12 protein-coding genes are annotated in these 14603 nt (G+C 59.9%); 1 reads left to right on the top strand and 11 read right to left on the bottom strand.

The features are described 5' to 3' along the window. Window positions 1-92: 92 nt before the first annotated feature. From V1289_RS07710 to V1289_RS07690, 5 genes are all read right to left on the bottom strand, one after another. Window positions 93-761: a metallophosphoesterase family protein gene (locus V1289_RS07710; RefSeq protein WP_334396374.1), complete on the bottom strand. Its 669-nt coding sequence runs from the start codon at window positions 759-761 to the stop codon at window positions 93-95. 952 nt (window positions 762-1713) lie between these two features. Next, window positions 1714-2046, bottom strand: a complete 333-nt coding sequence (locus V1289_RS07705; protein ID WP_334396373.1) for a hypothetical protein — start codon at window positions 2044-2046, stop codon at window positions 1714-1716. A 167-nt stretch (window positions 2047-2213) separates the two neighbouring features. After that, complete coding sequence (locus V1289_RS07700) at window positions 2214-2876, bottom strand: hypothetical protein (RefSeq protein WP_334396372.1); 663 nt, start codon at window positions 2874-2876, stop codon at window positions 2214-2216. Window positions 2877-2953: 77 nt separating this feature from the next. Continuing rightward, complete coding sequence (locus tag V1289_RS07695) at window positions 2954-4207, bottom strand: O-antigen ligase family protein (protein WP_334396371.1); 1254 nt, start codon at window positions 4205-4207, stop codon at window positions 2954-2956. Between the two features lie 241 nt (window positions 4208-4448). Next, complete coding sequence (locus V1289_RS07690) at window positions 4449-4970, bottom strand: hypothetical protein (RefSeq protein WP_334396370.1); 522 nt, start codon at window positions 4968-4970, stop codon at window positions 4449-4451. Between the two features lie 633 nt (window positions 4971-5603). On the opposite strand from V1289_RS07690, the gene V1289_RS07685 reads away from it, so the two are divergent. After that, complete coding sequence (locus V1289_RS07685) at window positions 5604-6770, top strand: polysaccharide biosynthesis/export family protein (protein WP_334396369.1); 1167 nt, start codon at window positions 5604-5606, stop codon at window positions 6768-6770. A gap of 380 nt (window positions 6771-7150) precedes the next feature. Here the strand turns inward: V1289_RS07685 and V1289_RS07680 are convergent, their stop codons facing one another. From V1289_RS07680 to V1289_RS07655, 6 genes are all read right to left on the bottom strand, one after another. Then, window positions 7151-9565: a polysaccharide biosynthesis tyrosine autokinase gene (locus tag V1289_RS07680; protein WP_334396368.1), complete on the bottom strand. Its 2415-nt coding sequence runs from the start codon at window positions 9563-9565 to the stop codon at window positions 7151-7153. Between the two features lie 509 nt (window positions 9566-10074). Then, window positions 10075-11058 carry an NAD-dependent epimerase/dehydratase family protein gene (locus tag V1289_RS07675; protein ID WP_334407337.1) on the bottom strand — a complete coding sequence of 328 codons (984 nt, stop codon included), beginning with the start codon at window positions 11056-11058 and terminating at the stop codon, window positions 10075-10077. Window positions 11059-11226: 168 nt separating this feature from the next. Further along, window positions 11227-11685 carry a hypothetical protein gene (locus V1289_RS07670; RefSeq protein WP_334396367.1) on the bottom strand — a complete coding sequence of 153 codons (459 nt, stop codon included), beginning with the start codon at window positions 11683-11685 and terminating at the stop codon, window positions 11227-11229. 22 nt (window positions 11686-11707) lie between these two features. Beyond that, window positions 11708-13141, bottom strand: coding sequence for an SDR family NAD(P)-dependent oxidoreductase (locus V1289_RS07665; RefSeq protein ID WP_334396366.1), 1434 nt, complete (start codon window positions 13139-13141; stop codon window positions 11708-11710). A 52-nt stretch (window positions 13142-13193) separates the two neighbouring features. Beyond that, window positions 13194-13439 (bottom strand): acyl carrier protein, encoded by a 246-nt coding sequence (locus V1289_RS07660; RefSeq protein WP_334396365.1) that lies wholly within the window; start codon window positions 13437-13439, stop codon window positions 13194-13196. Window positions 13440-13487: 48 nt separating this feature from the next. Beyond that, window positions 13488-14579, bottom strand: coding sequence for a hypothetical protein (locus V1289_RS07655; RefSeq protein WP_334396364.1), 1092 nt, complete (start codon window positions 14577-14579; stop codon window positions 13488-13490). Window positions 14580-14603 lie beyond the last annotated feature (24 nt).

The raw sequence follows: 14603 nt of genomic DNA, 5'->3' as shown, positions 1-14603 counted from the left end.
ATCAGTCTCGGCGTCGAGCACGAGTTCGCATGTCAACGAGCGGGTGTGCCGATCAGTAGGCTGCGGTGTCCGGTCGGTGCGGTCAGATGGCTTCAGACGGCGAGCATGCTGGTGCCTTGGATCGTCATCAAGGTGAGGTTGCCGGTCGCATAGGCACCGGTGTCGATATTGGCACGGTTTTTAAGCAATTCGGGATGGCGCACCGGTGTGTGGCCGTGCACGACGAATTTCCCGAAATTTTGCTGGCTTTGCAGAAACTCCTCGCGAATCCACAGCAGGTCATCCTCCTGCTGTTCGGCCAACGGCACGCCGGGGCGGACGCCGGCGTGGACGAAGAAGAAGTCGCCGCAGGTGAATGTCAGCCGCAGTTGGCTGAGAAACTCAAGGTGCCGGCGCGGCATCGCGCGCGCCAATTCCCGCACCAATGCGCGCCGTTCCTCATCTCCAGGGGTGGGCGAGGGAGTTAGGCCGTAGGACATCAGCGTGTACAATCCGCCGACGTGCAGCCACTTGGTCAGAAGCGACGGGTCGCGCAGGACATTGCCAAGAAACACCTCGTGGTTTCCCTTCAGGAAGACCGTGTTGCCTCTGCGGCTGCGGTTGATCAGGATGTCGAGGGTTGCCCGTGAATCCGGGCCGCGGTCGACGTAATCGCCCATGTACACCTCGATGGCGCCGCCCGGCCGGCTGCGCGCGAGGTCCGCGTCGATGACCCGCAGCATCTGTTTGAGCAGATGCGCGCAACCATGAATGTCGGTCATCGCGTAGATCCGTACCCCCTCCGGCAGTTTCGGCTTGCCCTTCGACGGACGAGATCTGAGCGGGTTGCGCCTTGCAAGCGCGTTGAAGTCTGCCGTCTGCGATGACGGCCGCGGCAAAGCCTAGCGAGCAGCCGCGAACCGAGTCTTGCGTGGCGTCCGGTAACGGCCGTTGCGAAGCGTAGACAGGGAGGTTGTAGGCCGGAACGACAGTGAACGGGAACATAGCCCCGAAATCGAACGTGATCGGAGTAGCCAACCCTATCCCGTAAAGGGGAAGGCGGAATCGCAGCCCGCGCTATAGCGAGCGGCCTGAGATGCTCCCGGGGTTCGTACCGCCAGCATGCAACCAAAGGAAGCAACGTGAACAAGGGAGATCCATCCGGTTCAGGCGCAAGCTTGTAGGACCTGCCAAGCCGAAGAGGTGAGAAGGGTCTGATGACCGGGTGGAAGTCAGACTGACTGATAGTACTCTGCGGTCGGGAGAGCCGGCTACATGGGGAAGCGGTCAGCGGTAGTTGAATTGTTCTTGGGCGACATGGGCTCCATGCAACGGGAGTTACGGCCTTCTACTCAGAGAGAAGATCAGCTGACCATGGAAACGAAACTTGAACAGATAGCAGTGAAAGCTGTGAACCAACTGCCGAAGAGCGTGGTGCGGGAGATCCGCACGCCACGTTCTGTGGGAGCCGGGGGCGGGCGACCGCCTCCGGCGACCCGGTGACAACATCTGGCAGCGGGAGCTCCCGTGAAGGTATCGGAACATGTTAGCTCTGAAACACCGCAACCGCGAGGCAAGTCTCGCGGATCAAGATCCGCGAGTAGTTGATCAGGACGTAGGACGTACCGCGCCAACAGCGCAACTCGCGCAGCCGTGCGGACTATCGCAATGAAAGACGTCCGAGAGCTCTGATCGCGCCGCGCTCGGCGGCCGGTTCATACAATCGGGGCTGGCTCAGTATTGAAACACCAGGTCAGGGTTACGGGGGTTCACATACCTGACGTAAGTCCGGTTCGGACCATAGTAATAATGCGGTTCGTCGCTCCTGGTGCGCGGATCAACGGTGTAGGGATAGGCCGCCTCGAGCGAGCGATGCCGAACATAAACTGCGTCCGGGCAACCGCAGCGCGGACCGCAATAAGGATTCGGCCCACGATCGATCTGCAGCACGCTTGCTGCGGGGCGAGCTTTTCGCGGATGGGCGGCATAGTCGGCGGCGCGCGCCGGCATGACCGAAATGATCACAGTCGAGGCGAGCGCAAGAAGGCCGATATAGGATCGTAACATCGCTTTTTGTTCCCCTGATTGCGATCAACCTTAGACGCTCGCGCCTGGACGAGCAACCGGCCGGATCTTGCCGTCGGAAAGTTGAATGAAGTGTGGCGGATATGGATCAGTAAGTCCGTCTGCGCCTGGTGCTTGTGCTGAATTCGTGGCCGTTTCGTGCCCGAATTTTAGCGGCGCAGTGTCGGAACGAATGACGGATCGATCGATTGAACCGCATCTTGGAAAAAAGTCTTGCCGAGGTCTGACGCCCGCCGATAAGCCGACACGATCGCGGGTTTCAACTCGGGCCGGCGGGTCATGATCAGTTGAACGTCGTTGCGTACGAGGTCCTTGACGTCCGGAATAGCGAGCGCATCGAAGCGGCCCGCTATGTCGAGCCGCACCGGCATCAATCGCGCGTCGTTTGGCGCGGTAAAATACGTCATCTTCAGCGCCTCGACCACGACGGGATCGTGCGGGTCGCGCTGGGCCTGAAGCAGCGCGAGCGCCAGCCACAATTCGGGATTGTAAGGCGAGATCGACAGCGTCTGCCTGACCCTGCCGAGGGCGTCGGCATGCTCTGCGGATCGTACGGTTGCCGACTTTTGCCGGCCTGACTCGATCGCCTGCAGCGCGGTGATCAAGGCATGATTGCTTTCCAGCTCCGATCTGAAGGGAGAGAACGTTGCCAGCAAGGAGGGCACGTCTCCAGCCCAGGGCGAGCGGATCTTGGCTGCATCGGCCGGAAATGCGGTGCGCTCCAGCGCCGTCATCTCCGCTACGGCCGAGGCAATCGCACAAAATCCGATGGTCAGCGCCAATGCCGTCAGAAGGATGCGAAATCTGCTCACAGAAGTCATTCCCGATGGATTAGTTCAATGCAAAGGCCATCTAACATAAGGCCGTCGTATGGCGAGCATGCCGTCGCCTAGCGTTTGACGCCGCCGGTCCGGCCTGCAGATTGTGCAAGTCCAAGTCCGACCATCACAGCCACGATGATCTGCACCGAGGGGCTCGAGAGGCTTGAATCGAGAAAGCTCTCGCAGAGTACAACCAGAATGCCGGCGGCCGCAGCCGATGCGAAAAAGGAGTCTCGTCCCCGCCGAACGGCGCCGCGAAAGGTAGCGAAGAAAAGCTGGGCGGCGAAGCCTGCCAGGATCAAAAGCGCCAATCGTCCCGACTCGATCGCGATCAAGACCGCGGTGGAAGGGGGGACTGCCAAAGTCGTGGCGCCAAGCTCTTGATAGGCTCTCGACGTCAGCCCGAATGTTCCGACGCCATTTCCCAACCACGATGCATCAGCGTATACGCGTTCCGCCAGTGAGACTGCTTCCGGGGCGAAGCTGACAAATCCAAGCAGACCCGAACCGCCGGACTGAACGCGCGGCAGGGCGATGGCGCCGGCCATCGCCACGACAACTGCAAACAACATCGCCGACGGCCAGGAGCGAAATCCCAGGCGGCGGACGGCCGCAATGAAAACGATCACGGTCAACCCCAGGCCAGTGACCACCAACAACGTGCCGCGGGAGAAGGTCGCCATTGCAGCGAACGCTACGGCAATTCCGGACAGACCGGAAAGAATCCCAAGCCACAGCGGGACCGAGGCCAGATTGCGGATGTCCGGCTGGTGCAGGTGTCGTTCGATTGCCCGGGCAACGAGCGCGCCGTTTGTCACTATGGCGAGCGCGGTTGCTGCCGGAAACGGGCTCGTGGGCCCGCCTGCATCCGCAATCATGCCTGCGAACAAATCGAGTCGACCGAGCAGGACTTGCAGCGACATGAAGGTCGTTACTGCGCACAACACAAACAAGACCGTTTCGGCCCTGTGGCGATCCTTGGTGATGATGACGGTCGACACCACCAGCGACACGTCGACCAGATAAAGAAAGAGGCCGCGCAACGTGGCGCCGGGATCAAGGCTGATGCGGCCCGGCAGCGATGGATCGTTCAGTGCGACCGAAGTCGTCGACCAAACCGGGTTTGCAAGTGATGGAAAAGGCAGCGGCAAGGTCTGCAGCACCATCCAGACGAGCGGAAGCAGGATCGCGAGTGAAAATCGCTTGAGCAACTGCGCGGTTGATGCGAGTTCGGTCTCCGCTCCCTTTGCCGCCGTGGCCAGCATGATGGCGGCGACGATCGCGACCGCATGCTGCGCGAAAGCACCGTTAGCGATTGCCAAGATCGGAGTCACGGCCAGCAATATGGTCAGAAGGGAAGAGGCGATCGACAAAATGGGAGACTTCGAAGCAGGACTGGGATCGAGGCCGGGATGGATCTCACCGCGGCGAGGGGAACCGGCCGCGACTATCGCATAAGCGAACATGCGACGCCAACGCCGTCCGCCGATCACATCGCGGCGGCTGTCTGTTTCGGCTCACGCGCTCGCACCCAATGTGAGAAAGTTCCCGTCGCCGGCTGACTTATCGCGCAGGACAGTTTTGCGACAGGTAACGGAGAGCCGTAGACAATCCACCGATCGGCACTGCTCCGCGGATCGCGGTCGGCTTGGTCGCAATTTCGACCGAAAGCTCGGTTGCGCCCTGCCAGTCGCCGGTCGCAAGCTTCGACGCGTCCGCGGGCAGCAGTAGCGCCGCGCCGCCCTGGATCACGGATGCTTCGAACTCTGCCCGCTTTTCTCCTGTTATCAGAACCACGTTCGGCCGCGTCGAGCGAGACAAGGGTTCGAGAGCGATGAGCACGATTTCAATACCGTCCCTCCCGCATTGCAGACTCAAGCCCGCAAGGCGCGCATCCGATTTGGCGCTATCGACAACATGCATCGCTGAAATGGCGTCGGCGCCGCCGTCAGGATTTCTGCTCTTCACCAATCGCCAGCCGCCCTCAAGCTGTGTCGATTGGCTGCCGGCCTCGACCTGCCTGAAGGCTTCTTCATCGCACCGTTGACGCTGCTCGGGGCTGACGCTGGATGCGCAATTCAGCATGCCTGGACGCGCCGGCTCGGCCCGGCCGGAACCTGCCACCACCAAAAGAGCAGCGCAGAGCAGGGTTACACGCATCGTGACAAACGCAGACGGAACCCTCACTGAAACCAGATTCTTCACCTGTTACTCAGCAGTCGTGTCAGAAACATGATCCATTGCACCGCGCAACTGTGTCGCCTGGGTCAGGGTGATGTCGCTTCCTTGGACGACGACACCGACGAAATTATGTTTGTCAGACGAGGCGTTTCGGCCTCAATATGGAACGGGCATCGCAGCAGATAAATGGCTCGCGACAAAAACCGCGCGCGTGGAACAAATGAAGCGAGGCCAATTGCGCCCTCTCCAATTGCGCCCTCTCCAATTGCGCCCTCTAATGCATCAACAACCGCTGACCGCTTGGAACTTGCGCATATATGCGATGCAAATTGAGCACGCTTCTGCCTAATTTATGATTGGGTGGGTGACAGTCTGTGACTGCGCTGCAACAACATCCCCTTATTCCTGGCTGCGACAACATCTCCTTATTCTGACCATCTCCTGCGGCTTCGTTGGCGCCACTTCGGATTTGGCCAGCTCTGAACTTGGATGTAGTGGGGAATAGTCTTGAGGCGCAGCGTTTTACTATGGGGAGTCTTGCTCGGCATTCTGCTGTCTTCAGCGGGGTGCGCGATCATGCCCATGTCCGGTCCCGAAGATCACGTCATCAAGAGTGAGGTGACGCGATCGGGGCCTGAGTATGGTCTCGTTAAGCTTACGCCGACGGTGGTCGATATCCTGAAGGAATATGGCCCCGGCGCAATCGCGGGGTCATTTCCTGATCACCGGCCGCCGCCGGGCATCCGGTTTGGCATCGGCGACGTGGTCGCGGTGTCCATCTTTGAAGCTGCTGCAGGCGGGTTATTCATTCCGGCGGAAGCCGGCGTGCGGCCGGGTAACTTCGTGGCCTTGCCAAACCAAAATGTTGATTTGAACGGCTTCATCACCGTTCCTTATGCCGGCGCCGTCAAGGCCAATGGGCGGACACCACGCGAGATTCAGCAGGACATCGTGAAGGCGATCGGAAACCGCGCCATCGAGCCGCAGGTGGTGGTGTCCCTGATCACGCAAAACACCTCGCTCGTAAGCGTGCTGGGCGAAGTGAGAACGCCAGCCCGTCTGACGGCGAATGCGGCCGGCGAGCGGGTCCTTGACTTGATTGCGCGCGCTGGCGGCCTCACCGGGCCGGGCTGGGAGAGTTGGGTGACGCTGGAGCGCGCCGGCAAGCGTGCCACGGTTCCATTCGGAGCCTTGGTATATCAGCCGGCCAACAACGTCTGGGTCCATCCCGGCGACACCATCTATGTCTACCGCGAACCGCAGGTCTTCCTCGCCTTTGGGGCGTTCACGATCGGAGGAAGTTTTGGAGGACAGGCTCAGTTCCCATTCGATATGTGGAAGATCACCATGGCGCAGGCAATGGCCAAGGCTGGCGGCCTGATTGATGCGCAGGCCGAACCCGCGGGCGTCTATGTCTATCGGCGCGAGCCGCGCGAGCTGGCGGAACGACTGGGCGTCGACTGCTCCAAGTACGTCGGGCCGCTGGTGCCCGTGGTCTATAACGCCGACTTCCGGGATCCGGCCGCCTTCTTCCTCGCAAGCAAGTTTGAAATGCGGGACAAGGACGTGCTGTTTGCCGCGAACGCCGCCACCGTTGACACGGCAAAGTTTCTGCAATTCGTCCGGCTGGTGATCGGGACCGCCAACGACACGATCGTCACCGCGAACAATGCGCAGATCCTGAGGATCAACTCCCGCCAGTGACGGATCCTTGGACCCAGGACGCTTGGCCGGCACCGCCGGCTCAGCGCCTTGGCCTGAATTCACGGGAGCCGACGCCGGGGATCGATACGATCGGGTCCTGGGTACGCCATGCCCGATCAAGCTGAAGGCGGGAATCCGGCCGCCTTTTGCGGGTTCCGCCATGAGCTGCTCGCGGATCGGTCCCAGGATCGCCTAGGACTTTGCCGGTTTCTCGAAGTGTCGCTGATCACGCCGCGCTGACGGATGGCGCTCCAATACGCACAGCCGAGCGCCGCGCCGATCGAGGCATGTGACGCATTCACACGCTGATCCACTCCGCCCAAACGCGTTCGGCGTTTGGCGCGGAGGAGGGGCCGGCACGCGTTTGTCCGGATCACGCGTTAGTCGATATATCCGTATCTCTTGTAGTACCGATTGCGGTAGTAGCCCGCGCTGTAGATATCGTAGCGGCTCATCACCGCCATGTTCACCTTGTTGAGGACGACGCCAAGCAAGCGTTCGCGGACGACCGGGGTTTCGTTGAGCACGCGTTCCACGATATCGACCTTGGCCTTGGCCCATTCGATGACGAGAACGTACGAGTCCGCCAGCGCACCGGTGGCCCGAACATCGATCACCGGTGCGAGCGGGCTGAGGTCGAGAACGATGCGGTCATAGTGCTCGCGCAGATGCTGGAACAATCGTTCCATTTGGGGCGAGGCCAGCACGTCGCTGGAATTGGAAAAACGCGAGGTCACGACGCAGGGCAGGAAATGCAGATTGGTCTGCGGATCAATCCAGACCGCGTCCATCCAATCAAGCCTGCCAAGGACGACATCGACCAAGCCGGCCTGCGCCGAGGGCGCCAGCCTCGCCGTGAGGCTTGGATTGCGGATGTCGCCGTCGATCAGGAGGGTACGGGACCCGCCTTGAGCCACGGTTTGAGCCAGCGCCTCGCTGATTGTGGACTTCCCTTCATTGGGAAGTCCCGAGGTGATGCCGATGACCTTGTTGGACGATCCGTAATTGCTGAGGTCGCATGCGAGCTTGATCGAGCGAAAGCCCTCGGCAAAACGCGAGAAGGGCGAATTGATCACGTATCTGCCGACGCTGTTGTCGGCAGTCAGCAGACGGTCGCGATGCGGCTGCGGGTGATTGGCACCGAGTTCGGAGTTTCGCAGCGGCAGACCCGGAGCCGTGGCGCCGATCGGCCTTGGTGCCACCGGTTGGGGTCTCTTCGGCCGCCTGTTGAACAACCTTCCCGCTTTGGATAGCAGAGGGTGCCCGGCTATTCCCACGCTCTGCTCGCTGCCGATTGCCTGAATCGAAGCGATACAGCTGGTGTGAAGAAGCTGCTCCACCTGGGACACCGTTCGGAACACGCGGTCCATCATGTCGAGCAGGACGGCGACGAGCCCGGCAAGGATTGCGCCGCCGATCAGCGTGGCCAGCAGAACGAGCGTCGTCTTGGGCGACGTCTTGTTGGGAGCGTTGGACGCCTGCGTGATCACACGCGCTTCAGTGATCGGAAACGATTGCTGCTGAACCGAGACCATGTAGAGCTGGAGGAAGTTGTCGGAGAGCGCACGGGCGCTCTGCGCATTGCTGTCCAGATCGCGCAAGGCGATCTGCGCCTGGTTGGTGCCGTTGGATAACGCGATCGTATCGTTCAGGCTCTTCTGACTGGATTCCTCGCGTGCTTTCGCAATCGCGAGGTCGCTCTTGTAAACCTCGGCCGTGCGCCGCAACTCCTCGGTGATCGAATGCCTGATTTCGCGCATCTGGTTACGCAAATTGACGACAGCAAGGTGCGACGGACCATACCGGCTCGACCAGTCAGCCTGCTTCGCGGCGTAATCGAGATAGGTCTGGCGCAACTTCGTGATCACCGGGTTGGCCATTGTCTCGCCGACGGTCGCCAGGTCGTTCAAAATGACGTTGGAGTCGTTGTCGTCCGCGTTGAGGATGGCGGTGATCCGCTCGAGCTTCGCTTGCGCTTCAGCGCGCTGCGCCCGGGCGACCGTCAGCGAGCTGTTGATTTCGGCGAGCTGTTGTTCGGTGAGAAGTCGCCCGCCCGCGTCGACGATGTTGTTCTTTTCCTTATAGTCGGCGACCGCACGCTCCGCCGCGGAAGCTTGCGCCCGCAGTTCCTTCAATCGATCCTGCAGCCAGACCGCGGCCCGCCGCGACGCCTGATATTTAGATTCCAGCGAATCGACGATGTACCCTTCGGCCACCGCATTGGCGACCCGCGCAGCCTGGTCAGGCGAAAGCGACTGATAGGAGATCTCGATGACATAGCTCAGGCCGACGCGCTTGATCGAGAGATTGCTTGTCAACTTGCCGATCGCGATCCGCATCAAAGCGGCTTCGGACGGACGCGATTCCGGAAACATCCAGGAAAACAGGTCGGAGACGCTGGAGAGCAGTCCACGTTCATTGCCGGTGAATTCAGGCGAATCAAGCAGATGCAGATCCTTGATGACGGATGCCGCAATGGTCTCCGACCTGAGGACTTCGACCTGGCTGTCGACCATGGCCGAATCGATCGGACTGTCGCCGCCCGCCGGCGCCTGGGTCTGCAGGCCCTGCATCTTGCGGCTGTCGATCAGGAGTACGGCGGTGCCGGTATATCGCTTCGGGGCCGTCAACAAATAGACGCCGGCCAGGCCGATGCACAGGCACATCACGAAGATCATCACGGGGTACTGGCGGCCAATCAGCGCGACCGCAGAAGAAATCGTCTGCTCCAGCGAAGCCGACTCTCGTGTGGGAGATTCGATCTCGCGAGGGGGTGTGATTCGAGTTTGGAGCATCCGGCTCGTCTACCTGACCTGGGTTCCCTGGATTGTGCCGTGTCGGACCAAGCTGAGACGCGTCAGCCCACGCTGAGCGCATCAGCGAACCGAACGTGCCAAATAAATGTGTCAGGAAGAGTGCGGTGCATCATATATCTCCGGAACCCGCCTAAGATCGCGAACCTGAGGAGGAATTGGCAACGTGTACCGGTTCAGGACGACAACGCTTGGTTAAGCGCGGTCCCGGCTAGATCCTGCCGGAGCAATTCCCATGCCGGTTAGCGGCGATATCGCGAGCGATAAGCTGGACATCTGCAACAAGAAATCGACAAGACAATGGAAGGCGGCCAGCAAACCGATGCAGAGCGATCGCGATCGGCAACGCTTGTTCCCATTTTCGCGCCATTTTGCCTCGACCAATGGGAACTCTCGGCGGGGTCGTTTGGAAATATCGAGCGAAAGGTGCCGGCACCGGTGCCGAGCCAGGGATGTTCCTTCAGACACCCGCCCGAAGCCGACCCCGATCGTCAATCAAAGTCTTTCACACGGGACTCGTGCTTCCACTCGTCTAGCGAGCTTACCACGTCGTATTCGAACCTAAACCCGCTGGCGACCAGGCGCTTCGGCAGGATGTTCGTTGAGAACCATAATTTCCGGATGCGGTCGCGATTGATCCCGGTCTTGATGCCGACCTTGTGCAGCATCTCGAACGGAAGGACGGCGAGATTCATGAACCAGACCGGTATGGTCAGCGTCGGCTTCCTGTAGCCGGCGGCTTGAGAGAAAGCCGCGGAGATCTCGCTGATCGTGTAGCGGTGCTCGTAGCAGAAATTGTAGATCGATACGCCGTCGTTGTGAGCCGCCATGAAAAGCATCGACCAGACCAGGTCCTTCACATAGCCGCATGATTTGATCGTGTCGCTTCGGCCGGGATAGACGAAAGCCCGTCTTTCCAGCAGTCTCGACAGCCGCGTGAAATTCCCCTGCTCGTAAAGGCCGTAGATAACGGCAGGGCGAACGATCGTGAGCCGCCTGGCCGCGTCCTCCGATTGCCACAGCAGATGGATGGCTTCGGCCGAGAGCTTGGAACGCCCGTAGGCACTGACCGGCGCGGGCTGCGAATCTTCGTCGAGCGGGGCTTCGCTCGGACCGTAGATCGATATCGAGCTGGTGAAGGTGATGTTCCGGCTGCCGGTTTCCTTGGCAAACCGGCACACGTTCACCGCACCGAGGACGTTGGTGTAGTAATAATCGCCCTCCGGGTGGCCCGGCGTGGTGTGGATCGCCGCCAGATTGAAGATGTCGGCCGCAACGCCGCCGCCGAGGTTCGGATCGATTGCCTCGCGGACGTCGTGATAGAGATATTCGACGCCCTTAACTTGGGCCCGCGGTTTTCCGACGTCGACCGAAATCACTCGATCATAGTTCTTTGAGGCGATTAGCCGGGTCGCCAAGTGTGTTCCGATAAAGCCCGCGCCTCCGAATATGATAGCTTGAGTAGGATCCGGCATGTGCTCAAGGCTCAATTCGAGTGAAGACATTCGCTGGCGCGCGGTAAAGTTCGGTCGGCTGCGGAGTTTTCCATGATCTTTCCCCCGCGATGGCCGCCAGCCGGCGCGCCGTCAAGCGGAAACGGATGAGCGACGGAAGTGCCGGCGCGGCTGATCGTTCCGCGACCATCAATACAGCTCACGGTATTCAAATCTGAACGCATTCGAGTTTCCGATGCCAAGCACCCTTTGCAATTTTTGGTAACCGCTCAGCGAAACGACGATGCAATCCGAGTTGCCCGCATAGCAAACCTGAACCTTGATCGATTGACCACAGACATTGTTCACGATCACGGCCTGATCTATGATCTTGGGATTGACGATTTGCGGGTGCGACGACGGATGGACCGATATGCAAGGGGTCCCGTCCATCGCCTTGTGGGCGGGCGCGTAGGTACCCGGCATCGGCGGAAAGGGATTGGTTGGTGCCGCCGATACGCCGGTGCCTCCGGTGATCGGTGCGGACGACCGGCCGTAGCCCGAAACCTGCGCTCGCACGCCCGGAGCAAGAGCAGGAAGCGCGATCGTCAAGCCGCATAGAATTCCGGCGATCCGGCAGATGTAGCCGGGCAGGTGATTGTCGCTCATTCTCGTCCGCCAGGACATGTGCTCAGCCCTTGTTGATTTGGACTTCCCGCACGATGGGCAACATCACGGTCATCGCGTCCACAGTTTCGAACGCACTGATCGTTGCGGTTTGGTCGGTGAGCAAGCGGGGCAAGCGCTTGACGAGGACATGGATGTCCCGAAAATGTCCAGTCAGATCCGCGCACATGAGCTCTGCCGCAAGCTTCGACATCGAATATTCGGTCATGCCCTGGGGTCTTTCGTCAATTGCGAAGGAGGATGGATAAAATACGCCGATCTTTCGATCCGACTTGAACTCTCGGGAGACAAAATCCAGCAGAGTGTAGAACCCCCGAACGTAATACGAGTTGAATTCTTCAAACAGATCGATGGAAAGCCGCGATGAGCGGCGTCGAAATATCGACGGAGTCGCGAAGTAATAGATGCTCGTGAGAGTGGTTCCAATCGAGCCGAACTGCTTGGCAGGCTGCTCTCGGACGTCAAATGCGACCGTCTCGCAGGAGCCGCCGCTTTCGATAATTTCCCTGGCAACGGCTTCAGCATCCGTTTTGCCGACCGCGTATGTCAAAATCACCTTTCCACCGCCGGCAGCGATAATTTTCGCAGTCAATTCACCCAGGCCGCGCGACCCTCCCACGACCAGGGCAACATCACCCGCGAATTCGTCTGCCGCGACCACTCGGCGAATCTCGGCGAGAGCGGGCTGCGTTGTCGGGGGCGGCCGATTGAACGCATCCACGTGACCAAGAACGCCCGCGCCGGCAATACGGGTTCGGACAAAGCGAAAATGTTCATCGATGCTCTCGACGCGATAGCCGATCGAGTCTCTCGTTTCCGCCTCTTTGGTGAAGTCGAGCTCGAGACCGGCATAGATTGAATGCAGGCCCGGAATGACCATTCCGACCAAACGGGTCGTGCAGCCGAGAGCGGCTACCCTTCGCGCGCCTATCAGCTTGGAGGCGTGCGGAAACATCGCGGCCAGCTCCTCGGCGGGCCGAGCAAACGCCAGTCGTCCCGCTCGCCCTTCCATTTGAACCAGGCCCAGCGCGGCCGGAGTGTCGGGCTCTTCAACGTCGTAGTCGAACTGATCGTGCTCGGATGAGGAGGTCATCTCGTCACCGAACACCAGCGTCACTTGCATGATGTCGGAACCCTCGACGGACACTTTCGCGCCGAGCCGCCTTGCTCCCAGCTTGGAGACAGTGATTTGCGCTTGCTCTCCCAGGTAAAGCATCCGCGCAAAATGCACTTTCAATCCGGCCACCGTTGGCAAATTCGTATGGTGGACAGCGATCAGATCGATCAGCCATAGCAAGTCGTGGACCCCGTGAACGACAGGCGCTCCCGCAAGCGTCCGTCTCGCGGCGACAGGGTCCAGGTGCATAGGATTGAAATCGCCGGTGAGCTCAGCGAACCTAACCTGATCGCCAAGGGCGAAGATGCGCGTCCCGATCAATCTGGCCTCGCGTGAGATCGTAGCCTGGGAACCCCATGTTGTTGGACAGGCGTCATGCCGGCACTTTGGTTTCGATCAACGCCACGAACTCGCCCACATTCTTCAGGTTTCCGATCTCCGACGCCGAAAACTTGACATTGAACGCTTTTGAAACCGCAAGTACCAAACGAATATGAGCAAGGCTATCCCACCCGTCGACATCATCAGCGGTGGTGGTAGGCGTGAGAGCCAATTCGTCGTCGAAGAGAACCTCCTGAAAGATAGCCGTCAGTTTGGGATAGATTTCCGTCTTGTTCACTCTGCTCTCCTTTGTCGAACGTCGTGCCGCACTCCCGGCGCCGCTCAATCAGTGTGGTGCTGTCGTTGTCCCTAGAACCGGCAGCGGAACCGTTGCCAATTTTTCAGACCGGTCTTTGCAGAGAAATGTGTCCAGCACGGTCGCTAGCCTAGTTGACCAAATTTGGGCAACATGCGGCTTGGCGTGCACCTCGTCCGAATAATCGAGGTCGCGGTCGAGATCGCTCATTGTCATCGAAGCAAAAGTGTGCCAGCTGCCAAATTGCTGAATCAGGGTCTTGATCGCCTCTTCGTAGCTGCGTTGGTACGGGCTGTTGTCTCGAAACCAGGCGGGAATGGGGAGATCGGCAAGCACGACCTTCTGTCCGGAGCGCAACAGGGATTCGATTGTGTCATTCAGTAATGCCACCTGGGCACGGGAAATCTCGCCTGTGTGTCCCATCGTGTCATTCCAATATTCCAGCGCCTTTTTCTTGTCTTGTTCGGACATCACCGCCACCTCGCGCTCGGCGTCGGAGCGCTGGGCCGTGTTGCGGCCGACAACGAACTCGCTGACGCTGGATCGTGCCTGGCGCGCGACTTTCTCGATGAGCAAAAGCGGGCGAAGGGCGACCACACCTGCATCCAGCCACTTCGGCGGCAGGACTGCGACGGGACCGTCAGGAGTGCGTCGAAAAAAGCCGTACCGGTATCGTTCGATATCGATGTCCGTGTCGCCGCGGGTTCGATCGGGATCGGCGAACTTCACGTCGGAATCGACGAACATTCCAAACCAGGCGCCGATAACGAAGGTGTTCAAGGGGCGATCCCTGTCGTCCTGCACAGCATGGACGAGATCGATCACCTGCTTGACTTCGGAGATGTTCGCACCGCCCATCCCGAGATTGCTCACCTTTGCGCACCTGAGAGCGGCCTGTACCACCTTCTGCCTGAATCCGACCCCGGTATTCGACGCTCCGACAAGAATGACCTTGTGATCCGGGTTATCGAAGACGCTGCGGCCCAGAAAAACGTACTTCGGGACCGTCATGTAGAGAGCTCGATCGGCGGCCTGGAAGTCCCGCGGGCCACTCGAAGGGTCCGGAAAAACGATGAACGACACGCCAGCAAGCAGCGCGTAGAGAAAGGCGAGCGACAACAAGGTCCACGCCGTCTGTCGAAGGAT

The sequence above is a fragment of the Bradyrhizobium sp. AZCC 2289 genome, from assembly GCF_036924615.1.
Lineage (GTDB): Bacteria > Pseudomonadota > Alphaproteobacteria > Rhizobiales > Xanthobacteraceae > Bradyrhizobium.
The sequence above is the reverse complement of the archived record's forward strand: the minus strand, read 5'-3'. Positions and strand labels throughout refer to the sequence as shown.